Here is a 24273-nt window from a genome sequence, read left to right on the forward strand (position 1 = left end):
CCAGTCTATCGAGATTGGCCTCTTTACTGGAATCCAATTCGAGAGTGTTCTAGAGGGCATGACCTCACGACTGATCCGCCTCGTCGTCGGCTTGGCGATCTACGGCGCCGGCGAAGCTCTCATCGTTCGCGCTGGTCTCGGCGTGGATCCGTGGACGGTTCTCGCCCAGGGCATCTCACTGCACACCGGCTTGGGCATCGGCTGGATCGTCAACCTCCTGGGACTGGCCGTCATGCTCGCCTGGATCCCGCTGCGCCAGCGACCGGGCGTCGGCACTCTCGCCAACATCCTCCTGCTCGGAACGAGCATGCAGCTGGTGCTGGATCTCGCGCCGGACGCTCAGGGCATCGTCGCCCAGGCGCTCACACTGCTCGGCGGCATCCTCCTCGTCGCCTTCGCGACCGGTCTGTACATCAGCGCCGGGATGGGACCCGGACCACGCGACGGACTGATGACCGGACTCCACACGCGCTTCGGCATTCCCATCTGGGTCGCGCGCGGCAGCATCGAGCTGACGGTGCTGGGCGCAGGCTGGCTGCTCGGCGGCACCGTGGGTCTCGGAACCGTCGCCTTCGCACTCCTCATCGGCCCCCTGGTGCACCGCGCTCTGCCGTTGCTGGCGCGCCGTCCGCGCGTGGCGCGCGTGGCGATCAGTGCTGACGGAACTCCGGCCACGCCGAGCCGGGCTTGAGGTGCGCGCGCAGTGCACCCTTCGCGATCTCCATGCTGGGGTAGCTGCCGAGATGCTCGTCCGCGCCGCTCATCGTGACGACATAGCCCCCGGCGTCCTTGCGGATACTGCCCACCACACCGGTGTTCCCGTAGGCCACCCATAGCGCTTCGGTCGTGCTCATGCCGAACCTCCTCGTCCGTGTGGGGCCGACGCTACGCCGTCGGGCGGTCGGGCACCAGGCCCGTCGCGCTACGCTGGAGGATGCGGCCCCCCGTAGCTCAGCGGATAGAGCAGGAGCCTTCTAATCTCTTGGTCGCAGGTTCGATTCCTGCCGGGGGGACCACCGTCTCCGACCCGTCCGCGTCGGAGCACACGAGGAGGAGTGCACGTGAGTACGACCGATGGCGACCGGCTGGTGTGGATCGACTGCGAGATGACGGGTCTCGACCCGCAGATCGACGAGCTCGTCGAGATCGCGATCGTCGTCACCGACTTCGAACTCAACGTCCTGGACGAGGGGTTCCAGATCGTCATCCGCCCCGACGCTTCCGCGTTGGCGAACATGAACGACTTCGTCACCGAGATGCACCGATCCTCCGGGCTCCTCGATGAGATTCCCTCCGGTGTCAGCGTCGCCGAGGCCGAGTTCCAGGCGCTCGAGTATGTGCAGCGCTTCGCGCCGATCGAGGGCAAGGCCCCGCTCGCGGGCAACACCATCGGCACGGACCGCGCCTTTCTCGCCCGCTACATGCCCCGACTCGATCGGTGGCTGCATTACCGCAACGTCGATGTCTCCAGCATCAAGGAACTCTCGCGCCGCTGGTACCCACGGGTCTATTTCAACGCGCCCGCCAAGAACGGCGGACACCGGGCCCTCGCCGACATCCGGGAATCCATCCGGGAACTGGCCTACTACCGCGAGGCGGTCTTCGTCGCGCAGCCCGGTCCGTCGAGCGACGACGCGAAGTCCGCCGCGGCTCACGTCGTGTCGTCATTTGCCTCCGAGGTGTGAGAGAATCGTTTGGTTGCCCGCGAGAGCGGGAGACATGGTGGCTATAGCTCAGTTGGTAGAGCACCGCGTTGTGGTCGCGGGGGTCGCGGGTTCAAGCCCCGTTAGCCACCCCACTTTCTTCCTCCGCTGCGAGGCAGGGTCGTCTGATGCTTGAGATGGATCACGAGAGCTTCGAACGGCTTGTCGTCGAGGAGCTCGACCGTCTCCCCGACGACATGGTCGACGGGCTCGACAATGTCGTCTTCGTGGTCGAAGACCGCGCGGATGACAACCAGGGCGAGCTGTTCGGGCTCTACGACGGCTGGGCCCTCACCGAACGCGACCGCTACGGCGTCGGTGAGCTGCCGGATCGGATCGTGGTGTACCGCGAGCCGCACCTGAAGGCCTGCGCCGACGAGGCGGAGCTTCGCGACGAGGTCCACACGACTCTCGTTCACGAGATCGCGCACTTCTACGGGATCGATGACGCACGATTGCACGAGCTGGGGTGGGCATGATGGCCGCGCTGGCGAGTCCCGAGATCGACGAAGCGGTCGATCTCGGCGCCGCCGGCGCCCTCGACCCCCACTGGCAGACCGTGGTGTGGAACGACCCCGTCAACCTGATGAGCTACGTCGTCCGCGTCTTCCGCGAGTACTTCGGCTTCTCTCGAGAGGAAGCCACACGACTCATGATGGCGGTGCACCACGACGGACACGCCGTCGTCGCGGAAGGGATGCGGGAGCAGATGGAGCTGCACGCACAGGCGATGCACGACTACGGCCTCTGGGCCACCGTCCGACGGGCGCCCGGCGCATGAGCGACGAGATCATCCTCTCCTTCACCCGCGTCGAGGCGGTACACCTGCGCGGTCTCGTGGGGCAGTTCGTGGATCTGCTCTCGGACGCGGATGCCGCATCCGACCCGGCCGTCGCACGCCTGACGCCCTCGGCCTACCCCGACGATGCCGCGTCGGCCGATCAGTTCCACGCGGCGACCCGGGCGGACCTCCTGCGTCGGAGGAACGCGGAGGCGGGCACCGTTCTCGCGGACCTCGCGAGTGCGGGCGAACTGGACCCCTCCGACGACGATGCTTTCGACGAGGCGCTCGCGCAGATGGAGATCGCACTCGAGCCCCGCCAGGTGACCGCGTGGATGCGCACGCTCAACGCCGTGCGTCTCGTCCTGGCCGCACGGCTCGGCATCGACGACGAGGACGACCGGCCGGGAGACGACCCCCGCTTCGGCGTGTACGAGTGGCTCGGCTATCGACTCGAGCTTCTGATCGCGGCCACCGAGGATCTCTGAGTCACGCGCGGACGACGTGTGTCGCGAGCGACCGAGGGTCGTTCTGGCGCAGATGATCTCGTTCCTGGGTGGCCCATCGCTCCCAGTGGGGCTCGTACGTGGCTCCGTCCCGTCGCAGAGCCCGCTCGCGTCGCAGCGCGTCGTCCGCCTCGACCCAGACGCGCACCGGCGCGAGAGCGGCCGCCGCGGGAGTCAGAATGCCCGCACCCTCGATGATCAGAGGCGTGCCCGCCGCGACCTCGTGCCACGCGGACGGTTCGTCCGTCTCCCAGTTCCAGCCCTGCCACCGGCCCACCCTTCCCTGCGACAGCGGTAGCAGCACACCGCTGATCGCGGCATCCGCGCCTCGCCGCAGACCGTCCCAGCCGGGATAGATCTGGTCGAGCGACAGCACGGTGAGAAAGGGGCGGGCATCGGCGAGTTCACGCGCGAGGGTCGTCTTGCCCGCACCGGAGCGCCCGTCGATGACGACGAGACAGGTCGGCCCGGAGACGTCGACGGACGCGGCGATGTCCGCCAGCGCGGCGCCGACCTGGCGCACGTTACTTCTTGAGAGCGCGGATCACACGGCTCAGTGCGCGACCCGCGACGAAGACGAACGGAATCGCCACCGCGAGCAGCGACACCAGGTTCGGCTCGAAGCGCAGATCGTCGCCCTTGCGGATGTAGGCGCCCAGCGGAACCGTGTAGCCGCCACCGCCACCACCCTCATTGCCGCTGTCGTCGGAGCCGCCCCCGAAACCGTGCCACGACAGTGCGACCGGGATGAAGCGCACGCCGTCGACGTCCTGCTGCTCGCCGTAGACGGAGGTGACACCGAGGGATGCGGACTGCTTACCGAGATCGAGAACGAAGTTGGCCATGCCCCCACGCTAACGCCACAAACTCGCGACACCTACGTCTTGACTCAGTCCAGCCGCGGTGGACGGGGATGCGAAGGCAGGGAGCCACCGGCGCGCGGTGCGCCGAGCAGCGCCGCGCGGGTCACCGCCCCGCGGCCGAAGCGACTCGACGCGCCGTCGAGGGCTTCCTCCACGCGTCGCCATTCGGCGTCGTCGTCCCAGAGGGTGGCCATCATGCCGGAAGAGCGCAGGTTCTCGCCCCGCACCCCGATGAGCCGAACGGGCAGCGACCGGTCGATACCCGCCAGCAGACGCAGGGCGGCGTCGCCGATCCGCTGACCCACGGCCGTGGGCTCGGGCAGAGTCACCGACCGGGACAGCGTGCGGAAGTCCGCGAAACGCACCTTGATGGCCACTGTCGCCGCCTCGACGTCGTGCGCCCGAAGTCTGGCACCCACGCGGTCGGCAAGGCGACGCACTTCCGCTCGGAGCACGGTGTCGTCATCGACGTCGTCGTGGAAGGTCTCCTCGTGGCCGATGCTCTTATCGATCCGCTCGACGGAGACCTCGCGCGCATCCTCGCCGCGCGCCAGATGCCAGACGCGCTCCCCCATCGCGTTCCCCAGGGCCTTCTCGAGCACCGGCCGAGGAGTCTGGAGGACATCGCCGATCGTGCGGATGCCACGGGCTTCGAGGATCTCGGCGGAGCGGGGGCCCACGCCCCACATGGCACGAACCGGTCGGGGTGCGAGAAACGCCGCGGTGTCGGCGGCTGCGATGATCAGCAGGCCGTCGGGCTTGCTGAGGGTCGACGCCATCTTCGCGACGTGCTTCGTCGACGCCGCTCCCACGCTGCACACGAGACCTGTGCGCTCGAGCACCCGGGCGCGCAGCATCCGCGCGATCGTCCCGGGACTCCCCCACAGCCGGCGCGAACCGCGCACGTCGAGGAACGCCTCGTCGATGGACAACGGTTCGACCAGAGGGGTGAACTCGCGGAAGATGTCCATCACCTGCGCCGAGATCGCCGTGTACCGATCGAAGCGCGGCGGGACGATCACCGCCGTCGGACACAGGCGCATGGCCTGCGAGACCGGCATCGCGGATCGCACGCCGTAACGACGCGCCTCATAGGATGCGCTCGAGACGACGCTGCGACCTTCCGGCGATCCGATGATGAGCGGCTTGCCCGCCAACGACGGATCGTCGAGCACGGCGACGGCGGCATAGAACGCATCCATATCGACGTGCAGGATGCCCGCTCCGGTGTCGTCGGCATCGGCCGGCGACACGATGCGCCCGGATCCGTCACCGCGTCCCATGCGTCCATTCTCCCGCGGACCGCCGACATCGCGGCCCGCGGGAGAGGCGGATCACTGTGCGGCGCGCTCCAGCACGAGCTCACGGACGCGGGCGGCGTCGGCCTGGCCCTTCATGGCCTTCATCACCGCACCGATGACGGCACCGGCGGCCTGGACCTTGCCGTCGCGGATCTTCGCGAGCACGTCCGGCTGCGCCGCCAGGGCGTCGTCGATCGCGGCGATGAGCGCGCCGTCGTCGGAGACGACCGCGAGCCCTCGAGTATCGACGACCTCCTGCGGCGAGCCCTCACCGGCGATGACGCCTTCGAGGACCTGACGCGCGAGCTTGTCGGTCAGCGTGCCGGCATCCACGAGCGCCTGCAGGGCGGCGACATCGGCCGGCGTCACGAGGTCCGCCGCTTCCCGCTCCTGCGCGTTCGCGACGCGGGTGATCTCTCCGGTCCACCACTTGCGCGCCGCGGCCGGGCTGGCACCGGCGGCGATCGTGGCCTCGACCTCGACGAGGAGTCCGCCGTTGGCGACGTCCTGGAACTCGAGGTCGGTGAAACCCCACTCGGCCTTCAGCCGGCGGCGGCGAGCCGCGGGCGGTTCGGGGAGGGCGGCACGAAGCTCTTCGATCAGCTCCGGGGCCGGGACCACGGGAAGCAGATCGGGCTCCGGGAAGTACCGGTAGTCGTCGGCATCCGACTTCGGACGGCCCGGGGAGGTCGTGCCCGTGTCCTCGTGCCAGTGCCGCGTCTCCTGCGTGATCGTGCCGCCGTCGGCGAGGATCGCCGCCTGACGCTGGATCTCGTAGCGCACGGCGCGCTCGACGGAGCGCATCGAGTTCACGTTCTTCGTCTCGGTGCGCGTGCCGAGCTTCTCCTGGCCGCGCGGACGCAGTGAGACGTTCGCGTCGCACCGCAGATTGCCGCGCTCGAGGCGGGCCTCCGAGATACCCAGCGAGAGGACGATGTCACGGATGGCCGCGACGTACGCCTTGGCGATCTCCGGGGCGCGGTGTTCGGCGCCGAAGATGGGCCGCGTGACGATCTCCACGAGGGGCACCCCGGCGCGGTTGTAGTCGACGAGCGAGTACTCGGCGCCCTGGATCCGACCGGTGGAGCCGCCGACGTGGGTCAGCTTGCCGGCGTCCTCTTCCATGTGGGCGCGCTCGATCGGAACCGTCACGAGCGTGCCGTCGGCGAGCTCGATCTCGACCTGACCGTCGAACGCGATGGGTTCGTCGTACTGCGAGATCTGGTAGTTCTTGCCGAGATCCGGGTAGAAGTAGTTCTTGCGTGCGAACCGGCTGGACGGCGCGATCGAACAGCCGAGGGCGAGGCCCAGGCTGATCGAGGACCGGATGGCCGTCGCGTTCACGACCGGCAGCGCACCGGGCAGGCCCATGTCGACGGGCGCGACGAGCGTGTTCGGCGCGGCCTGATGGTTGTCCGGGTGCGCGGGGTTGGGTGCGGCGGAGAACATCTTCGTGTGCGTGTTCAGCTCCACGTGGACCTCGAAGCCGAGCACGGGCTCGAACAGCTCGAGAGCCTTATCGAAGTCCATCAGCTTGTCCTTGGCCATCAGCGGGTCCCTCCCAGCACGGGGGCGCGATCGAGCAACGGCCCGCCCCACGAATCGACGAGCAGCGCTTCGAGCGCCGCTCCCACTCGGTACAGGCGCGCATCCTCACGCGCGGGCGCGAGGAACTGTATGCCGACCGGAAGGCCGTCTTCCGCCGCGACACCCGAGGGCACGGAGATGCCCGGCACACCGGCCAGGTTCGCCGGGATGGTCGTCACGTCGTTGAGATACATCTGCAGCGGGTCGTCGATCTTCTCGCCCAGTCGGAACGCGGTGGTCGGAGCGGACGGAGTCGCGATGACGTCCACCTGCGCGAACGCGTCGTCGAAGTCGCGCTGGATGAGGGTCCGCACTTTCTGAGCGCTGCCGTAGTAGGCGTCGTAGTAGCCCGCGGAGAGCGCATACGTGCCGAGGATGATGCGGCGCTTCACCTCGTCGCCGAAGCCCGCCTCGCGCGTGGCCGCCATCACGTCTTCGACGGTGGCCGCCGCGTGCGGGCTCACCCGCATCCCGAAGCGCACGGAATCGAACTTCGCGAGGTTGCTCGATGCCTCCGCCGGCAGGATGAGGTAGTAGGCCGCGACGCCGTACTCGAAGTGCGGCGCACTGACCTCGACGATCTCCGCACCCTGTGCTTCCATGGCCGCGAGTGCCGCGCGGAACGAGTCGGAGACGCCCCGCTGGAAGCCTCTGTCGTCGAGCTCCCGGATGATGCCCACCTTCAGACCCTTGAGGCTCTCGCCGGACGCGCCCTCACGCGCCGCGGCCGCGAAAGACGGCCAGGCATCGGTGAGCGACGTGGAGTCGTGCGGGTCGTGACCGGCGATCACATCGTGCAGGAGCGCCGAGTCGAGAACCGTTCGTGTGACCGGACCGACCTGGTCGAGGCTCGAGGCGAGCGCGATCGCGCCGTAGCGGCTGACACCGCCGTACGTGGGCTTCACGCCGACCGTGCCCGTCACGTGCGCGGGCTGGCGGATGGAGCCGCCGGTGTCCGACCCCAGCGCGAGGGGAGCCTCGAAGGCGGCGACGGCGGCCGCCGAGCCCCCGCCGGAACCTCCCGGGATCCGATCCAGATCCCACGGGTTGTGGGTAGGACCGTACGCGGAGTGCTCGGTGGAGGAACCCATCGCGAACTCGTCCATGTTGGTCTTGCCCAGGGGCACGAGGCCGGCTGCGCGGGCGCGCGCCACGACCGTCGCATCGTAGGGCGACATGTACCCCTCGAGGATCTTGGATCCGCTTGTGGAGGGCATATCGGTCGTGACCAGGACGTCCTTGATGGCGAGCGGCACACCGGCCAGCTTCCCCAGGGCCTCCCCGCTCGCGCGGCGGCGGTCGATCTCGCCGGCGGCCGCCAGCGCGCCCTCGTTGACGTGCAGGAATGCGTGGACGTCGCCGTCCACCGCCGCGATGCGGTCCAGATGCGCCTTGGTCGCCTCGACGCTGGAGACCTCGCCCGCGGCGAGCTTGGCGGCGAGATCCGCCGCGCTGAGCCGGATGATGTCGCTCACTGCTCCTCCCCCAGGATCGCCGTCACGCGGAAGCGGTCTTCGGCCGCATCCGGGGCGTTCTGCAGCACCTCGGCGAGAGACAGCGCCTCGCTGTGCTCGTCGTCGCGGAAGACGTTCTGCAGCGGGATCGGGTGGCTCGTCGCGACGACATCGGGGGTCGCGACCTCCGACACCTTCGCGATGTTGTCGACGATCGCATCGAGCTGACCGGTGAGGCGCCCGACCTCCTCGTCGCTCAATTGGATCCGGGCGAGGACGCCGAGATGGCGCACGAGATCTGGGGTGATTTCCGACACCCCGACAGTCTAGTTCGGCCCCGCCGGACCGCCGGGCGCCCGTAGGCTGTGCCGGGTGACGACCTTCGATCCTCCCCGTCCCTGGGTCCGCAGCTACGCCGACGGAGTGCCCGACGACCTCGAGCCGGTGTCGGGTTCTCTCGTGGATATCGTGCAGGCTTCGGCGCGCGAGTATCCGGACGCCGTCGCACTGCAGTTCTTCGGGCGCGAGACCACGTATCGCGAACTCGACCATGCCATCTCGCGCGCGGCGGCCGGCCTCCACGCGCAGGGCGTGCGCCGAGGGGACCCCGTCGCGATCGTCCTGCCCAACTGCCCGCAGCACATCGTCGCCTTCTACGCCGTCCTGCGCCTGGGCGCGGTGGTGGTCGAGCACAATCCGCTTTACACCGCGCGCGAGTTGCGTAAGCAGTTCGAGGACCACGGGGCCAAGCACGCCATCGTCTGGAGCAAGGTGGCTGCCACGGTGCAGGCTTTCCCGAAGGATGTGCGCGTCTCGACGCTCGTGACGGTGGATCTGACGCGCGCGATGCCCTTCACGACGCGGGCGGCGCTGCGGTTGCCGATCGCCAAGGCCCGCGCGTCCCGCGCCGCGCTGCACACGAAGGTCCGCGGCGGCATCGACTGGGACCAGTTGCTGCGCGGCGACCCGCTTCCGACCTCCCATCCCGCGCCGACGGCGGACGACCTCGCCATCATCCAATACACGAGTGGAACGACCGGCACTCCCAAGGGCGCCAAGCTGACCCACCGGAACCTGCTCGCCAACGCGGCCCAGTCGCGGGCCTGGGTGCCTTCGATCCACCGCGGCGAAGGCTGCGTCGTCTACGCCGTGCTGCCGATGTTCCACGCCTACGGACTCACCCTCTGTCTCACCTTCGCGATGTCGATGGGTGCGCGGCTCGTGCTGTTCCCGCGCTTCGACCCCGATATGGTCCTCGCCGTGACCAAGAAGCACCCCGCGACGTTCCTGCCGCTGGTTCCGCCGATCGCCGACCGGCTGCTGCAGGCGGCGCAGGCGAAGGGGGTCTCGCTCGCGGGAACCCGGATCGCGATCTCCGGCGCCATGGCGCTCCCGCACGAGCTCGTCGTACCGTTCGAGAAGGCGACCGGAGGCTACCTGGTCGAGGGCTACGGTCTCAGTGAATGCTCCCCCGTGCTGATGGCCAACCCCGTCGCCGAGAACCGGGTGCCCGGCACCGTGGGCCTGCCGCTGCCAGGCACGGAGTGTCGCGTCGTCGACCCCGAGAACCCTCGGGTCGACGTCGCCCCCGGCGGCGCAGGCGAGCTGCTCGTGCGTGGACCGCAGGTGTTCTCGGGCTACTACGGCAAGCCGGAGGCGACCGAGGAGGTCTTCGTCGACGGCTGGTTCCGCACGGGCGACATCGTGACGATCGACGAGGCCGGCTTCGTGCGCATCGTCGACCGCATCAAGGAGCTCATCATCACGGGCGGCTTCAACGTCGCACCCACCGAGGTGGAGAACGTCCTGCGACAGCACCCGCAGGTGGAGGATGTGGCCGTCGTGGGTCTTCCCGACGAGCACGCGGGTGAAGAAGTCGTCGCCGCCATCGTGGTGGCCCCCGGTGCCGAGATCGACACCGAGGCGATCCGCGGCTACGCGCGCGGGATCCTCACCCCCTACAAGGTGCCGCGGCGTCTGTTCATCGTCGAGGAGCTTCCGAAGTCGCTCATCGGCAAGGTGCTGCGCAAGCAGGTGCGGGAGCACCTGCTCGCCGAGACGGGGCGCTGAGCGGGCTCAGCCCGCATCGGGCGCGAGGGCGTCCAGTGCCGCCGGTCCCTGCTCCACGAGGATGCGGAACTGCGCCGCGTCGATGATGCGCACACCGAGATGCTCGGCCTTGGCGAGCTTGGAGCCCGCGCCCGGCCCCGCCGCGACGAAGTCGGTCTTCTTGGACACACTGGAGCCGGCCTTGCCGCCGGCGGCGAGGATGGCTTCCTGAGCGCCCTCGCGCGTGTAGCCCTCGAGCGTTCCGGTCGCCACGACCGTCAGCCCCTCGAGCACCCCGCCCTCGACGACCGCCGCGCCGGGTCCGGGGTGTCCGGGAGTGGACAGCTGCGCTCCGGCCGCTTCCCACCGTTCGACGATCTCGCGGTGCCAGTCGACCTCGAACCAGGCGATGACCGCATCCGCGATGATCCCGCCCACTCCCTCGACGGCTGCCAGCTCCTCGCGGCTCGCCGACCGGATGGCTGAGACGGATCCGAACCACTGCGCCAGCGCCCGGGCCGCGACGGGGCCCACGTGACGGATGTTGAGGGCGACGAGGAAACGCCACAGCTCCTTCGTCTTCGCCTTCTCGAGCTCGTCGAGCAGCGTCAGTGCCTGCGCGGACGGCTGCGGAGTCAGCAGACCGGACTTGCGCTCCGCGGGCGTCGGGTTGCGGCGGAACGGAGCACGTCGCACCGGCTCGCCCGTCGCGTCGTCCAGCTTCGGCTCACCGGTCTCCGCGTCCCGGACGACGACCTCGATCGGAACGAGTTCATCGAGAGTCAGATCGAAAAGCCCGGCCTCCGTGTCCAGGGGTGCACGTGCGTCACCGTCCGCCTGCGTCAGAGCCGCCGCGGTCACCTCGCCGAGCGCCTCGATGTCGAGTGCGCCGCGTGAGCCGATGTGCTCGACACGGCCGCGCACCTGCGCGGGGCACGAACGGGCGTTGGGGCAGCGCAGATCGACGTCGCCCTCCTTCGCCGGCGCGAGCGGAGTACCGCAGACCGGGCAGTCGCGCGGCATGACGAAGGCACGCTCGGAGCCGTCGCGGAGCTCGACCACCGGACCGAGCACCTCGGGGATCACGTCGCCGGCCTTGCGGAGGACGACCATGTCGCCGATGAGAACGCCCTTGACCTTGACGACGTCCTGGTTGTGCAGCGTCGCCTGACGCACGACGGAACCTGCCACACGTGCCGGCTCCATGACCGCGAACGGCGTCGCACGGCCGGTGCGCCCGACCGAGACGACGATGTCGAGAAGGCGGGTGTTCACCTGCTCGGGCGGGTACTTGTACGCGATGGCCCAGCGCGGCGCACGGCTGGTCGCCCCCAGTTCGTCGTGGAGCGCGAGCTCGTCCACCTTGACGACGATGCCGTCGAGCTCGTGCTCCACATCGTGACGATGCTCGCCGTAGTGCGCCACGAACCCGAGGACGCCGTCGATGTCGTCGAAGGTCTTGTAGTAGGGACTCGTCGGCAGCCCCCACTCGGCGAGCAGGTCGTAGATCTCGCTCTGAGAAGCCACCGGAGGAGCCGGCCACGCACCGATGCCGTGCACGAACAGTCGCAGCGACGCGAGACGCGCCCGCCCGGCCTCGAGCTCGAGGCCGTCTTTCTTGTCGAGCTGCTGGCGCAGTCCGCCGCTCGCGGCGTTGCGCGGGTTGGCGAATGCGGGGAATCGGCGATCGGCACTCAGCCGCGCGCGCTCCTCGGTGAGATTACCGCGCTCACGCGCCTGCTCGACGACGCGCTCCCGCATCCGGGCCTGCAGGGCGTTGAGCTGCTCGAAGGCCGCGACCGGGATGAAGACCTCGCCGCGCACCTCGAGGAGAGTGGGATGGCCGGTGCCGCTCAGGCGCTCGGGGATGCCTTCGACGCGCACTGCGTTGACGGTGACGTCCTCGCCGATGCGCCCGTCGCCGCGCGTCGCGGCTGAGGTGAGCACACCGTTCTCGTACCGGAGGCTGATCGCGAGGCCGTCGATCTTCAACTCGGTCAGCCACCGCACCGGCCGGCCTGCGGAGCCCTGGGCCTTGACGCACCAGTCCCGCAGCTCCTCGGGGCTGAAGACGTTGTCGAGGCTCAGCATCCGCTCGGCGTGCTCGACGGGAGCGAACATCGTGGTGGATGCGGCGCCGACGCTGAGGGTCGGCGAATCCTGCTTCTGCACCTCCGGATGCAGCCGCTCCAGCTCTTCGAGCCGTCGGATCCACCGGTCGTAGGTCGCGTCGTCGACGATCTCGGCGTCGTCGCCGTAGTACGCATCGCGGGCACGGAGGATGCGCTCCGTCAGCTCCGCCGCTTCGGCACGGGCCTCGGAGAGGGTCGTGTCATCGTCGATCGAGTCACCGGCTTGCGTCACGGATCGAGTCTAGGTGCGGCCTGCGACACCGCCAGGGCCGTGCGCGGCGCGGGTCTCGTGCCTAGGATGCGGCGACGGCGTCGACCGCGACGGCGGAGACCGTGCGGTCCACTGTGAACTGGCCGAGCACGCGCGAGCCGAGGTAGAGCACGGCCGTCTGACCCGGCGCGACGCCGTCGAACGGCTCCACCGGGCGCACCACCACGCCGTCGCCGGTGACGTCGGCGTGTGCGGGCACCGGATCGGCGTGGGCGCGGATCTGCACCTCGCACGAGAACGCGGCCTCGGTCGGCGCGGCACCCGCCCAGCTGAAGCGCGCACCCGCGATCTCGGCTGTCGCCAACGCCTCCTTCGGGCCCACCACGACGGAGTTGCTCACCGGACGCACTTCGAGCACGAAACGCGGCTTGCCATCGGATGCGGGGACGCCGAGCTGCAGCCCGCGGCGTTGGCCGACGGTAAAGGCGTGGGCCCCCTCGTGTCGTCCGACGACGGCGCCCGTCCGGTCGAGGATGTCACCCTGCTCGGCGCCGACACGCTCGGCGAGCCAGCCCCGGGTGTCGCCGTCGGGGATGAAGCAGATGTCGTGACTGTCGGGCTTCTGGGCGACCGTCAGACCGCGCTCGGCGGCTTCTGCGCGCACCAGAGCCTTGGACGGCGTGTCTCCCAGCGGAAAGTACGTGTGCGCGAGCTGCTCGGCGGTCAGGACGCCGAGCACGTACGACTGATCCTTGGCCTGGTCGCTCGCCCGGTGCAGCTCTCGGCCCTCCGGGCCGTCGACGAGCAGCGCGTAGTGTCCCGTGCAGACGGCGTCGAAGCCCAGCTCGAGCGCACGCTCGAGCAGCGCGGCGAACTTGATCCGCTCGTTGCATCGCATGCACGGGTTCGGGGTGCGTCCGGCCCGGTACTCCGAGACGAAGTCCTCGATCACGTCATCGCGGAAGCGCTCCGAGAAATCCCACACGTAGAACGGGATGCCGAGCCTGTCCGCCGCGCGCCGAGCATCCATCGCGTCCTCGATGGTGCAGCAGCCGCGACTGCCCGTGCGCAGCGTCCCGCCCGCGCGGGACAGGGCCAGGTGAACCCCGACGACCTCGTGTCCGGCATCCACGGCGCGCGCCGCGGCCACGGCCGAATCCACGCCACCGCTCATCGCCGCCAGAATCCGCATCATCCCAGTCTACGAGGGCGAGGCTGCACGGGCTCCGGCAGCGCGAGCGCGCTCGACGGCCCAGGGCAGCGCCTCCAGGAACGCGTCCACGTCGTCGGACGTCGTGGTGCGTCCCAGAGTGATCCGCAGCACCGAACGTGCCGCATCCTCGTCACGGCCGAGGGCGCGCACCACGTGCGAGGGTTCGGGAATGCCCGCCTGACAGGCCGACCCTGTGGACACCGCGATGCCGCGGGTGTCGAGGAGGAACAGCAGCGTCTCCCCCAGCGCACCGGGCACCAGCAGATGCGCGTTGCCGGGGATGCGGTGCACCGGGTCGCCGAGCAACTCGAGACCCGGCACGGCGGCGCACACCTGCGTCACCAGCCGGTCCCGCAGCGCTCCGAGGCGCACGGCCTCCGCTTCACGCTCGGCCGCTGCGAGTTCCGCCGCCACGGCGAAGGCGGCAGCGCCCGCGATGTCCTGCGTCCCGGCGCGCAGTCCCCGCTGCTGCGCACCGCCGTGCATCTGCGCGCAGATGCGCGCCGACCGAGCGCTGATCAGAGCGCCCGTGCCTACCGGTCCGCCGACCTTGTGCGCCGAGATGCTCATGGCCACCAGGCCGGCACCCGCTGGAGCATCGCCGCGCCACCGCCGGAAGTCCACAGGAACCTGCCCGAATGCCGCCACGGCGTCAAGATGCAGCGGCACCTCGGCCGACGCGGCGTCCGCGGCCAGGCCCGCCGCATCCGACAGCGTCCCGACCTCGTTGTTGGCGACCAGCGCTGTGGCGAATGCCGCGCCACCGAGCGCCGACGCGAAATCCTCGGGGTCGATCGCGCCGAGCGGGGTCAGCCGCACGGGTCGCACCTCGGCGTGCTGCGCGTCGACGAGGGCCGCGACCGAGTCGATCGTCGCGTGGTGCTCCCCATCCGGAAGCACGACCGCGTCCGCACCGGCGGCGCGCGACGCCCACAAGCCCTTCACCGCGAGGTTCACGGCCTCCGTGCCACCCGAGGTGAAGACGACCTCGATGGGATCGGCGTCGACCACCGCCGCGAGCCGTTCTCGCGCGTCCTCCAGCACGCGCCTCGCCGCCTGCCCGCCGCCGTGCACGGAAGAGGCGTTGCCCGTCGTCGCCGCCGCCTCGAGCCAGGCCTCCCGCGCCTCGGGACGCAGCGGGCTCGACGCCGCATGATCGAGGTAGATGTGCACCCGTCCACTGTCGCACGCGCGGCATGTGGCGGCGTCATGAGTTCGTCATCCGGCGATGGCTAGGGTTGTGGGCATGGTCAGTCCGACAACGACCTCCGTTCCTGCGCTCTCGCAGGTCCTCGATCCCGCTCTCGAGGACCTCGGCGTGCGCCTGCACGAGAACGGCGGCACCCTCCGCGTCTTCTCGCAGGCGGCCGACGCCCTCGACGTGGTGATCTTCGACGCCGACGATCTCGACTGGGCGACGGCGACCCTGCCGATGCAGCGTCGCGAGAGGGGGGTATGGGAGATCACCTCCGAGCTCCTCGTCGCCGGCGCACGCTACGCACTGCGCGCATCCGGTCCTTTCGGGGCGGGGAACATCTTCAATCCGCAGACGCTGCTGCTCGACCCGTACGGCCGCGGGATCGTGAGCGGCGGGTTCGGCGACTGGCGTTCCGTGGTGGTCGATCGCGGCTTCGACTGGGGCGAGGTGCGAAAGCCCGCCGTCCCGCTGGATCGAACCGTCATCTACGAGGCGCACGTGAAGGGCATGACCAAGCGGCATCCCGGTGTCCCCGCCGCGCTCCACGGCACGTACGCAGGACTCGCGCACCCCGCCATGATCGAGCACTTCCTGGACCTCGGCGTCACGACCATCGAGCTGCTGCCCATCCATGCGTTCGCCTCCGAACCCCGCCTCCTGCAGCTGGGACTCGACAACTACTGGGGTTACAACACGCTCGGCTTCTTCGCGCCCCACGCCGCCTATGCGACCGATCAGGCGCGCCGCGAGGGACCGGATGCGGTTCTTCGCGAGGTCAAGGGGATGGTGAAGCTCCTGCACCAGGCCGGTCTGGAAGTCGTCCTCGACGTCGTCTACAACCACACCGCGGAAGAGGGCATCGGCGGTCCGCGCTCCAGCCTGCGCGGTCTCGACAACCGCGCCTACTACCGGCAGCAGGACGACGGCACGTACGTCGACGTCACCGGATGCGGCAACTCGGTGAACACGGCGACGGATGCGGGCGCGCGTCTCGTACTGGATTCGCTGCGCTACTGGGCACGGGACGTGCAGATCGACGGTTTCCGGTTCGATCTGGCCACGACGCTGGGGCGCGACGATCAGCATCGCTTCACGCCCGATCATCCTCTCCTGCGGGCCATCGCCGAGGATCCGGAGCTCGCCGACACGAAGAAGATCGCCGAGCCTTGGGACGTGGGCATGGGCGGGTGGCAGACGGGCAACTTCGGCGACGGCTGGCACGAGTGGAACGACCGGTACCGGGACCGCGTGCGCAACTTCTGGCTGTCCGACGTGGACTATGCCCGTCGCGCCTCGACGGCACCGGTCGGCATCGGCGGGTTCGCCACCCGGCTCGCGGGATCGTCGAACACCTTCAGCGCCGAGCGGGGGCCGCTGGCGTCGATCAACTTCGTCACCGCCCACGACGGCTTCACCCTGAACGATCTCGTCTCGTACGACGTCAAGCACAATCTCGGCAACGGCGAGCACAACCGCGACGGGGCGGACACGAACCGCTCGTTCAACCACGGGGCGGAGGGCGCGACCGACGAGGAACGGATCCTCGCCACCCGCCGGAAGGCGATGCGCAACCTCATGGGCACGCTCCTGCTCTCGGCGGGGATCCCGATGATCACCGCCGGCGACGAGTTCGGCCGGACGCAGCGCGGCAACAACAACGCGTACTGCCACGACTCCGCTCTCACCTGGCTGTCGTGGGAGCATCGGCCCTGGCAGCGCGAGCTGTTCGCGCACGTACGGCGTTTGATCGAGCTACGGGCCGAGAACCCGGCGCTGCGCCCCATCCGCTTCGCCCGCCTGGACGAGGAGACGCCGTCGGCATCCGTCATGGAGTGGTACGACGAGCACGGCGAGACCATGTCGGGCGAGCGATGGAACGATCCCGCGCACCGCACACTCCAGTACGTCGCGGCATCGACGCCCGAGTTCGAGGAGTTCAACCGCATTCTGCTGATCGTCCACGGCAATGAGACGCCGGTGGATGTGCGCCTCCCGCTCATCGACGGGGTCAGCCGCTACGTGTCGCTCTGGTCGAGCGCCGAGGAGTCGCCCTCGCAGGAGGAGCCGGTCCTGACACCGGGCGACATCGTTCCGACGCCCCCGACGTCGATGCATCTGTTCCGCGCCGAATAGCACGTTCGCCCCGCCCGCGTCACGCCTGTCGTGCCGCACGCGCCCGCGATAGGTTCGCTGTGTGGCCACTCCGACACGATCCCTTCCCGTCCGCACTCAACGAAGCGGTGCCGAGATCCCGCTGCGCAAGGTCGTCGCGTGGTCATCCGCCGACACAGTGACCGGCCGCATCCCCCTCAGCGCGGAACGGCCGTCGACTCCCGACCCACGGTTCGACCCTTCCGCCTTCGCGGGCGAGGTCGTCCCGTTCCGCGTGCGCGCGTTCCGGGAAGGACACGACCTGATCGGCGTACAGCTACGGCTGACCGCTCCGGACGGCAGCGAGTCGTTGCATCGGCTCAGCGCCCACGAGGACGGGTTGGACACGTGGGGCGTGCTGGTCACCCTGCTCGCACAGGGGACGTGGTCCTTCCGCTTCGAGGCGTTCGCCGACCGGTATGCGACCTGGCGACACGCGGCCGAGCTGAAGATCCCGGCCGGTGTCGATGTCGCGCTCGTGCGCGAGATCGGTGCACTCCTGTTCGAGGATGCCGCCGCCCAGAAGGATCGCCCCGCGGCCGAGCGACGTCTGCTGACCGAGCAGGCCGCGCTGCTGCGCGCGAGCACCACCCACGAGGCGGCCGCCCTCGCGATCGTGCACGACGAGAGGGTGGCCGATGCCTTCAGCGCACGCCCGCTCGGCGAGCTCTGGACCCTGGGCGCGACGCACGATCTGCTCGTGGAGCGCGAGCGGGCCGGTGTCGGCGCGTGGTACGAGTTCTTCCCACGCTCTGAGGGAGCGACGCGACGCGCGGACGGGACCATCGAGCCGGGCACCTTCCGCACCGCTATCGACCGACTCCCGGGCGTCGCGGCGATGGGATTCGATGTGCTGTACCTGCCGCCGATCCACCCGATCGGACGCACCCACCGCAAGGGCCCCAACAACACGCTGAACGCCGGCCCGGCCGACCCCGGATCGCCGTGGGCCATCGGCGCGGCCGAAGGGGGACACGATACCGTCCACCCCGAACTCGGCTCGCTGGCCGACTTCCGCGCATTCCTGGATGCCGCCGCATCCGCCGGGATCGAGATCGCGCTCGATCTGGCGTTGCAGGCCTCGCCCGACCACCCGTGGGTGAAAGAGCACCCGGAGTGGTTCACCACCCTTCCCGACGGCACGATCGCGTACGCGGAGAATCCGCCGAAGAAGTACCAGGACATCTATCCCGTCAACTTCGACAACGACCCCGCCGGGATCCGTGCCGAGGTCCTTCGCATCGTGCGCCACTGGATCGCTCAGGGCGTGAAGATCTTCCGCGTCGACAACCCTCACACCAAGCCCCTGCAGTTCTGGGAATGGCTCATTCGCACCGTCCGCGACGAGGCACCCGACGTGGTCTTCCTGGCCGAGGCCTTCACCAGGCCGACGCCGCTGCGCGGGCTCGCGCAGGCGGGTTTCCAGCAGAGCTACACGTACTTCACGTGGCGCAACTCGAAGGCCGAGCTCGAGGAGTTCCTCGACTCGCTCGCCCACGAGACCGACGATTACCTGCGCCCCAACCTCTTCGTCAACACCCCCGACATCCTCACCGAATACCTCCAGTACGGCGGCCGGGCGGCCTACTGTATCCGCGCGACGATCGCGGCGACCGCGGCCCCGACCTATGGCGTCTACGCCGGATACGAGCTGTTCGAGAACGTCGCCCGCCCGGGCAGCGAGGAGAACATCGACAACGAGAAGTACGAGTACAAGCTCCGCGACTGGCAGCAGGCCGAGGCAGACGGCGACTCCCTCGCCCCGTACCTCGCGTTGCTCAACCGCATCCGCCGCGAGCATCCGGCGCTGCGTCAACTGCGCAACCTCGAGATCCAGCGCAGCGATGACGACGCGATCCTGGTGTACACGAAGCACCTCGACGGCGCCCTCAACGAGAGCGGCGAGAGCGACACGATCATCGTGGTCGTCAACGTCGACCCGCACTCCGCACGGGAGACGACCGTTCATCTGGACACCGAGGCATGGGGGGTTCCGGCGGGAACGCCGTACACCGTCGAAGACCTCGTGACGGGCGCCACCTGGACCTGGACCGACCACAACTATGTGCGACTGGACGCGTTCCGCGAGCCGGCGCACATCCTCCACGTGAAGGGCCTCGCATGAGCCTCATCGAACCGCGGGTGCTCGACACCGTCGCCACCGGCTCCTACTACTCCCCCCACGACGTGCTGGGTCTGCACCCCGACGGCGAGACGGGCGGAGTGATCCGTGCCCGACGGCCGCTGGCCGCATCCGTCACGGCCGTCTTCGCCGACGGTCGCGAGGTCGCTCTCGACCACGTCCGCGCGGGCATCTGGGAGGGCACGTACCGCGGGGATGCGGGCGCCTACCAGCTCACCGCGACGTACGACGGCTCAGCCCCCTACACCGCCGACGACCCGTACCGCTTCTCCCCCACGGTCGGTGAGCTCGATCTCCACCTCATCCGAGAGGGACGTCACGAGCAGCTGTGGCAGGTGCTCGGATCCCACGTGCGCGAACATGAGGGCGTCGCAGGCACGTCGTTCGCCGTGTGGGCTCCCCACGCGCAGGCCGTCCGCGTCGCCGGCGACTTCAACGGCTGGGACGGCCAGTCCCACAGCATGAGGTCGATGGGCGCGAGCGGCGTGTGGGAGCTCTTCGTGCCGGGCGTGGGCGCAGACAGCACCTACAAGTACGAGCTCCTCACACGCGACGGTCGGTGGATCCTCAAGGCGGATCCGATGGCGCGCCGGGCCGAGCTTCCGCCGGCGACGGCTTCGGTCGTGACCGCGTCGAGCTACGAGTGGGGCGACGACGCGTGGATCGCCCAGCGGGCTGCCAGCCAGCCGCTCGAGCGCCCGATGTCCGTGTACGAACTGCACCTCGGCTCCTGGCGTCCGGGGCTGGGCTACCGCGACGCGGCGGACCCGCTCATCGAGTATGTGAGCGCCCAGGGGTTCACGCACGTCGAGTTCCTCCCTCTCGCTGAGCATCCCTTCGGCGGATCGTGGGGCTACCAGGTGAGCGGCTACTACGCGCCGACGAGCCGATTCGGCTCACCCGACGATCTCCGCTACCTCATCGACCGCCTGCATGCAGCCGGCATCGGCGTGATCATGGACTGGGTGCCGGGTCATTTCCCGCGCGACGAGTTCGCGCTCGCTCGCTTCGACGGAGAGGCGCTCTACGAGCACCCCGATCCCCGACGCGGCGAGCACAAGGACTGGGGCACCCTGATCTTCGACTACGGCCGGGCCGAGGTGCGCAATTTCCTCGTGGCCAACGCGCTGTACTGGTTCGAGGAGTTCCACGTCGACGGCCTGCGTGTGGATGCGGTCGCCTCCATGCTGTACCTCGACTACTCCCGCGAGGCCGGCGAGTGGGAGCCCAACATCTACGGCGGTCGCGAGAACCTGGAGGCGATCCAGTTCCTGCAGGAGACCAACGCGACCGTCTACAAGACGTTCCCCGGAATCGCGATGATCGCGGAGGAGTCCACCAGCTACCCGGGCGTCACCGCGCCGACCAGCGCGGGAGGTCTCGGCTTCGGCTTCAAGTGGAACATGGGGTGGATGAACGACTCGCTCGTGTACATCTCGCGCGATCCGCTCTACCGCGCGCATCACGAGGGCGAGCTGTCGTTCTCGTTCGTGTACGCGTTCAGTGAGAACTACGTGCTTCCCATCAGTCACGACGAGGTCGTGCACGGCAAGGGTTCCCTTTTCGCGCGGATGCCCGGGGACCACTGGCAGAAGCTCGCGGGGATGCGACTGTTCCTGGCGTACATGTGGGCCCACCCCGGCAAGCAGCTGCTGTTCATGGGGCAGGAGTTCGGCCAGATCGCGGAGTGGTCCGAGTCGCGATCGCTGGAGTGGTGGCTGCTCGACCAGCCCGCCCACCGAGAGCTCGGCGACTTCGTCGCATCCCTCAACGCCACCTACCGCGACACCCCGGCGCTGTGGCAGCGGGATGCGGACGGCTCCGCGTTCTCGCGCATCGGCGGACCCACGTGGAATCCGAACGTCTCGGCGTTCGTCCGCTGGGATGCCGACGGCCGGCCTCTGGTGGCCGTCTTCAACTTCTCGGGGGCACCGCTGCACGACTACGAACTGGATCTGCCGCTCGCGGGCGTCTGGCAGGCTGCTCAACTCCGACGCATCCGCCTTCGGCGGCTCCGGGGTCGGCAACCTCGGCGCGGTGACCGCCGACGCGTCCGGGCGCGCACGTCTGACGCTGCCGCCGCTCGGGGCGCTCTGGCTCTCACCCGCGGACTGACCCGGGTTCGCCACACGCGTGTGAGGCGAACCTGGGCGCCTCGGCCTCAGAACAGGAGCGAGGCGAGGCGTCCGCGCGCGCGGATGACGCGGGGATCCGCGTCGCCGACGAGGCCGAACAGCTCGAGCAGACGCGTGCGGACGGGTGCGCGTTCGTCGGCCGGCAGCGCGGCGAAGAGATCGAGCAGCCGTGCGAACGCGTCGTCTACGTGTCCGCCCGAGATGTCGAGGTCGGCCACGAGGAGTTGCGCGTCGACGTCGGTGGGCGCGGCAGCGGCCGCGGCCCGCGCCTGCTGCAGGTCGGCGCCCTGCACACGCTGGAGCAGACGCACCTGCCCGAGGCCGGCTTGCGCATCGGCGTCGCGCGGGTTCTCCGCCAGGGCACGCTCATAGGCGGCGGCCGCCCGCGCGTAGTCGCCTTCTTCGATCGCGACGAACGCCTCCGCGTGCAGGGGTGGCAGCGGCGGCTCTTCGGCCGCATCCGCCGTGCTCTCCGCGCCCGCATCGACCGTGCCTGTCACGCCGTTCTGCGCTGCGAGCTGCAGGGCTGTCGAGAAGACGTCGCGGACCTGCTCCTCGGGCACGGCGCCGGTGAACAGCGGAACCGGCTGCCCGCCGACCAGAGCCACGACGAGAGGGATCGACTGCGCGCGGAAGCCCTGCGCGATCTGCGGGTTGGCGTCGACATCGACCTTCGCCAGGACGAGGCGACCGGCGAGCTCGTGGACGACCTTCTCGAGGATCGGGCTGAGCTGTTTGCAGGGCCCGCACCATTCGGCCCACAGGTCGACGACGACAGGGACCGTCCGCGAGAGCTCAAGGATCTCGCCGAACGTCGCGTCGGTCACGTCCCGGACGAGGGAGCCCGAGGTCGGGGCGGACGGTGCGACGTTCGAGCCCGGGGCGGGCCGGTTGCGCAGCGCGGAGAGGTCGACGGCGCCGCGCAGCACGGCACCAGGGGCCTGATCGGACATCACAGAACCTTCGCTTCCAGGATGTTGGAGGTGTAACCGAGGAGTCGGATCTTCTCTGAGGATCCCTGCGCCGGCACGTAGAAGAACAGCTGGTCGGCAAAGGTCGTTGTCACGCCGGTGGCGGACTCCGACACACCGGTCAACGCCTGCGCAGTCGGATTGTCGGTCAGCTTGATGACGACATCCCCGCTGTTGGGAGTCACCGTGTCGACCTCGTTGACCGAGACGGCGACGATCGCCCCGCTCTCGAGCGTTGCGAGCGCGAGCGGCTGCTGGCTGCCGGCCTGGGCCGCGAACTCGATCTTGCCCGTCGAGGCGCCTGTCTCATTGAACTTGTCGCGACGCTCCTGACGGTTCTTGGCGACGTTCTGGCTGAACAGGTCGGTCTGCTCGTCGAAGAGCCCGATGGATGCGCTGTCCTTGCCGTTGTTCAGCACGTCGGCGTAGGCCTCGGCGAGCTTGTCCGGCGCGACCGTCAGGAAGGACGAGTCCGGCGGCACCTGGGAGGCGCCGATATAGGCGGGCGCGAGGTCGGGCATCTCGACCGATCCGAGCAGATCGCCGATGTACGACAGCTTGTAATCCGCCCACTGATCAGCCTGCGTCAGGAACATGATCGTGGAGACGGGGCCCTGAGCGCCCTCCTTCTGCACGACCGCCATCACCGTGCGCGGCCACTCGTCGAACGCCTGCGGCAGGATGATCTGCGTCGGTTCGGCGGGGATCGGGGGCAATGCCGCCTCGTCGGCCAGGGCACCGCGCAGCACGTAGTTGGTGTTGCGCTCTGCCAGCGCGGCTCCGTCGAGCCGGGTGGCCGCGAGGTTCGCGTCGCGTGCTTCGTCGGCGGACGCGACCGTCGTCGAGATACGCTGCAGGATCGCCTGCGCCTGCGCCTCGGTGACTGCGGGGGCCTGCTGGTCGGCGGAGTCGACGATCGCGGCGGTCTGAGAGGACGTCGGCGTGGGGGCCAGATCCGGCCACGCGTCGGGCGAGCAACCGGTGAACACCAGTGCACCGACCACCGCGAGCGGGATCGCGAGGAACGGACGACGCGAGGATCGTCGTGACGGCGTCGCGCTGATCACGCCCTTCGCTCCGGGTTCTACCGCCAGATCGATCGGCTGCGTCTCGGGCAAGGGCGGCGGCGCCTTGCGACGCGGTCCGCGCGAGCGCCGGTCGTGTCGGATGGCGAGGATGTACAGGACGATCCCCGCGACGAGGGCGACGCCGCCGAGCAGCATGAGAGGGCCCGCCCACGGTGTCGTCTGCGCGATGTTCCAGGTGATGCTGGCCTCGGCGGGCGCGGCCTTGGTGCCGTCCGAGGCGATCAGCACGCTCATCGAGTCGGGCAGCTGCAGGGGAACGCTGACCGCACGATCGTCGCTGTACTCGGCGAGCCACAGGTCGGACCCCGCGGGATTGCGGTTCTCGGTCGGCTCAGGTGCGGTCGCGGCATCGCCCTCACCCTCTCCCGCCGTGTCCGCGGGCGCATCCGTCGGAGCGACCTCGGGCTCGACCACCGCCGCGTTCAGGACGCCGTCCTCACCCGTCGACACTTCGTTGTACGTCTGATCGGAGAGCCATGCGCGCATGTCGGCGGTGCGACCGTACGCGACGAAGACGCCGTCGGAAGACGAGACGCGCAACGTCTGCGTGCCGGGCAGAGAGGTCAGGACCGCGCCGTCGACCATCGTGTACGCGGTTCCGTCCGCAGCGGGGATCTCGGCACTCTGCGTGGACGGCCCGTAGAAAACGGTCCGTTGAGCGATGCCGGCCCCGATGAGCAGAGCGGCCAGTACGAAGGCCGCGACGGCCCAGACGAAACGCACGAAATCTTCCTCCCATGCCCGCGGAGCGGAACGATCCGACATTCGAGACTAGCCGAGACGCCTG

At 69.4% G+C, this 24273-nt stretch carries 20 protein-coding genes, 2 tRNA genes and 1 pseudogene; 11 read left to right on the plus strand and 12 right to left on the minus strand.

The genetic code is table 11. The annotated features are described in order from the left end of the window. Positions 1 to 58: 58 nt before the first annotated feature. Positions 59 to 691 carry a membrane protein YczE gene (gene yczE, locus AC1VNH_RS03020; RefSeq protein ID WP_483109799.1) on the plus strand — a complete coding sequence of 211 codons (633 nt, stop codon included), beginning with the start codon at positions 59 to 61 and terminating at the stop codon, positions 689 to 691. Here yczE and AC1VNH_RS03025 read toward each other — a convergent pair. Further along, the gene (locus AC1VNH_RS03025; protein WP_460740364.1) at positions 651 to 854 is read right to left on the minus strand and encodes a methyltransferase; all 204 of its coding nucleotides are present in this window, start codon (positions 852 to 854) and stop codon (positions 651 to 653) included. The genes yczE and AC1VNH_RS03025 overlap by 41 nt on opposite strands. A gap of 86 nt (positions 855 to 940) precedes the next feature. On the opposite strand from AC1VNH_RS03025, the gene AC1VNH_RS03030 reads away from it, so the two are divergent. From AC1VNH_RS03030 to AC1VNH_RS03055, 6 genes are all read left to right on the plus strand, one after another. After that, positions 941 to 1016 (plus strand) — tRNA-Arg (locus AC1VNH_RS03030). 45 nt (positions 1017 to 1061) lie between these two features. Beyond that, positions 1062 to 1685: an oligoribonuclease gene (gene orn / locus AC1VNH_RS03035; protein WP_483109800.1), complete on the plus strand. Its 624-nt coding sequence runs from the start codon at positions 1062 to 1064 to the stop codon at positions 1683 to 1685. Between the two features lie 37 nt (positions 1686 to 1722). After that, a tRNA-His gene (locus tag AC1VNH_RS03040) sits at positions 1723 to 1798 on the plus strand. A gap of 33 nt (positions 1799 to 1831) precedes the next feature. Next, positions 1832 to 2182, plus strand: a complete 351-nt coding sequence (locus tag AC1VNH_RS03045) for a metallopeptidase family protein (RefSeq protein WP_483109801.1) — start codon at positions 1832 to 1834, stop codon at positions 2180 to 2182. Continuing rightward, positions 2179 to 2484, plus strand: coding sequence for an ATP-dependent Clp protease adapter ClpS (gene clpS, locus AC1VNH_RS03050; RefSeq protein WP_483109802.1), 306 nt, complete (start codon positions 2179 to 2181; stop codon positions 2482 to 2484). Before AC1VNH_RS03045 ends, clpS begins: the two co-directional genes overlap by 4 nt. Continuing rightward, complete coding sequence (locus tag AC1VNH_RS03055; protein ID WP_483109803.1) at positions 2481 to 2972, plus strand: DUF2017 family protein; 492 nt, start codon at positions 2481 to 2483, stop codon at positions 2970 to 2972. Before clpS ends, AC1VNH_RS03055 begins: the two co-directional genes overlap by 4 nt. Position 2973: 1 nt before the next feature. Here the strand turns inward: AC1VNH_RS03055 and AC1VNH_RS03060 are convergent, their stop codons facing one another. The 6 genes from AC1VNH_RS03060 to gatC are packed head-to-tail and all read right to left on the minus strand — an operon-like array spanning position 2974 to position 8512. After that, positions 2974 to 3513 (minus strand): nucleoside/nucleotide kinase family protein, encoded by a 540-nt coding sequence (locus AC1VNH_RS03060; protein ID WP_483109804.1) that lies wholly within the window; start codon positions 3511 to 3513, stop codon positions 2974 to 2976. 1 nt (position 3514) lies between these two features. Then, the gene (locus tag AC1VNH_RS03065; protein ID WP_137417116.1) at positions 3515 to 3835 is read right to left on the minus strand and encodes a hypothetical protein; all 321 of its coding nucleotides are present in this window, start codon (positions 3833 to 3835) and stop codon (positions 3515 to 3517) included. Positions 3836 to 3879: 44 nt separating this feature from the next. After that, positions 3880 to 5136 (minus strand): DNA polymerase IV, encoded by a 1257-nt coding sequence (gene dinB, locus AC1VNH_RS03070; RefSeq protein WP_483109805.1) that lies wholly within the window; start codon positions 5134 to 5136, stop codon positions 3880 to 3882. A 51-nt stretch (positions 5137 to 5187) separates the two neighbouring features. Next, a complete protein-coding gene (gatB, locus tag AC1VNH_RS03075) occupies positions 5188 to 6702 on the minus strand; it encodes an Asp-tRNA(Asn)/Glu-tRNA(Gln) amidotransferase subunit GatB (RefSeq protein ID WP_483109806.1) in 1515 nt (504 codons plus the stop codon). Further along, on the minus strand, positions 6702 to 8216 hold the full coding sequence (gatA, locus tag AC1VNH_RS03080) for an Asp-tRNA(Asn)/Glu-tRNA(Gln) amidotransferase subunit GatA (protein WP_483109807.1): 1515 nt from the start codon (positions 8214 to 8216) through the stop codon (positions 6702 to 6704). The genes gatB and gatA overlap by 1 nt, the downstream gene beginning before the upstream one ends. Continuing rightward, positions 8213 to 8512: an Asp-tRNA(Asn)/Glu-tRNA(Gln) amidotransferase subunit GatC gene (gene gatC, locus AC1VNH_RS03085; RefSeq protein ID WP_137417120.1), complete on the minus strand. Its 300-nt coding sequence runs from the start codon at positions 8510 to 8512 to the stop codon at positions 8213 to 8215. Before gatC ends, gatA begins: the two co-directional genes overlap by 4 nt. A 55-nt stretch (positions 8513 to 8567) precedes the next feature. On the opposite strand from gatC, the gene AC1VNH_RS03090 reads away from it, so the two are divergent. Further along, positions 8568 to 10265, plus strand: a complete 1698-nt coding sequence (locus AC1VNH_RS03090; protein WP_483109808.1) for a long-chain-fatty-acid--CoA ligase — start codon at positions 8568 to 8570, stop codon at positions 10263 to 10265. A 6-nt stretch (positions 10266 to 10271) separates the two neighbouring features. On the opposite strand, the gene ligA is transcribed toward AC1VNH_RS03090, so the two are convergent. The 3 genes from ligA to AC1VNH_RS03105 all read right to left on the minus strand — a co-directional run bounded on the left by ligA (position 10272) and on the right by AC1VNH_RS03105 (position 14973). After that, positions 10272 to 12608: an NAD-dependent DNA ligase LigA gene (gene ligA / locus AC1VNH_RS03095; protein WP_483109809.1), complete on the minus strand. Its 2337-nt coding sequence runs from the start codon at positions 12606 to 12608 to the stop codon at positions 10272 to 10274. Positions 12609 to 12669: 61 nt separating this feature from the next. Beyond that, positions 12670 to 13779, minus strand: coding sequence for a tRNA 2-thiouridine(34) synthase MnmA (mnmA, locus tag AC1VNH_RS03100; RefSeq protein WP_483109810.1), 1110 nt, complete (start codon positions 13777 to 13779; stop codon positions 12670 to 12672). 9 nt (positions 13780 to 13788) lie between these two features. Continuing rightward, positions 13789 to 14973, minus strand: coding sequence for a cysteine desulfurase family protein (locus tag AC1VNH_RS03105; RefSeq protein WP_483109811.1), 1185 nt, complete (start codon positions 14971 to 14973; stop codon positions 13789 to 13791). A 73-nt stretch (positions 14974 to 15046) separates the two neighbouring features. Here AC1VNH_RS03105 and glgX point away from each other — a divergent pair, with 73 nt between their 5' ends. From glgX to glgB, 3 genes and pseudogenes are all read left to right on the plus strand, one after another. Then, a complete protein-coding gene (glgX, locus tag AC1VNH_RS03110) occupies positions 15047 to 17131 on the plus strand; it encodes a glycogen debranching protein GlgX (protein ID WP_483109812.1) in 2085 nt (694 codons plus the stop codon). Between the two features lie 61 nt (positions 17132 to 17192). After that, a complete protein-coding gene (locus AC1VNH_RS03115) occupies positions 17193 to 19274 on the plus strand; it encodes an alpha-1,4-glucan--maltose-1-phosphate maltosyltransferase (protein ID WP_483109813.1) in 2082 nt (693 codons plus the stop codon). Next, positions 19271 to 21407 (plus strand): annotated as a pseudogene (gene glgB / locus AC1VNH_RS03120) (1,4-alpha-glucan branching protein GlgB). The gene AC1VNH_RS03115 and the pseudogene glgB overlap by 4 nt, the downstream one beginning before the upstream one ends. Positions 21408 to 21453: 46 nt before the next feature. Here glgB and AC1VNH_RS03125 read toward each other — a convergent pair. Together AC1VNH_RS03125 and AC1VNH_RS03130 are read right to left on the minus strand one after the other, a co-directional pair. Next, entirely contained in the window at positions 21454 to 22380 is a 927-nt protein-coding gene (locus AC1VNH_RS03125; RefSeq protein WP_483109814.1) for a tetratricopeptide repeat protein, read from the minus strand. Beyond that, positions 22380 to 24209, minus strand: coding sequence for a DUF8094 domain-containing protein (locus tag AC1VNH_RS03130; RefSeq protein ID WP_483109815.1), 1830 nt, complete (start codon positions 24207 to 24209; stop codon positions 22380 to 22382). The genes AC1VNH_RS03125 and AC1VNH_RS03130 overlap by 1 nt, the downstream gene beginning before the upstream one ends. Between the last annotated feature and the right edge of the window lie 64 nt (positions 24210 to 24273).

The sequence above is a fragment of the Microbacterium sp. KU4F genome (genome assembly GCF_056868075.1).

What these genes read in the sequence shown, in the direction of transcription:
- yczE (WP_483109799.1), top strand. Translation starts at nt 59, where the DNA reads ATGACCTCACGACTGATCCGCCTCGTCGTCGGCTTGGCGATCTACGGC.
- AC1VNH_RS03025 (WP_460740364.1), bottom strand. Translation starts at nt 854, where the DNA reads ATGAGCACGACCGAAGCGCTATGGGTGGCCTACGGGAACACCGGTGTG.
- AC1VNH_RS03045 (WP_483109801.1), top strand. Translation starts at nt 1,832, where the DNA reads ATGCTTGAGATGGATCACGAGAGCTTCGAACGGCTTGTCGTCGAGGAG.
- clpS (WP_483109802.1), top strand. Translation starts at nt 2,179, where the DNA reads ATGATGGCCGCGCTGGCGAGTCCCGAGATCGACGAAGCGGTCGATCTC.
- AC1VNH_RS03055 (WP_483109803.1), top strand. Translation starts at nt 2,481, where the DNA reads ATGAGCGACGAGATCATCCTCTCCTTCACCCGCGTCGAGGCGGTACAC.
- AC1VNH_RS03065 (WP_137417116.1), bottom strand. Translation starts at nt 3,835, where the DNA reads ATGGCCAACTTCGTTCTCGATCTCGGTAAGCAGTCCGCATCCCTCGGT.
- dinB (WP_483109805.1), bottom strand. Translation starts at nt 5,136, where the DNA reads ATGGGACGCGGTGACGGATCCGGGCGCATCGTGTCGCCGGCCGATGCC.
- gatB (WP_483109806.1), bottom strand. Translation starts at nt 6,702, where the DNA reads ATGGCCAAGGACAAGCTGATGGACTTCGATAAGGCTCTCGAGCTGTTC.
- mnmA (WP_483109810.1), bottom strand. Translation starts at nt 13,779, where the DNA reads ATGCGGATTCTGGCGGCGATGAGCGGTGGCGTGGATTCGGCCGTGGCC.
- glgX (WP_483109812.1), top strand. Translation starts at nt 15,047, where the DNA reads ATGGTCAGTCCGACAACGACCTCCGTTCCTGCGCTCTCGCAGGTCCTC.
- AC1VNH_RS03125 (WP_483109814.1), bottom strand. Translation starts at nt 22,380, where the DNA reads ATGTCCGATCAGGCCCCTGGTGCCGTGCTGCGCGGCGCCGTCGACCTC.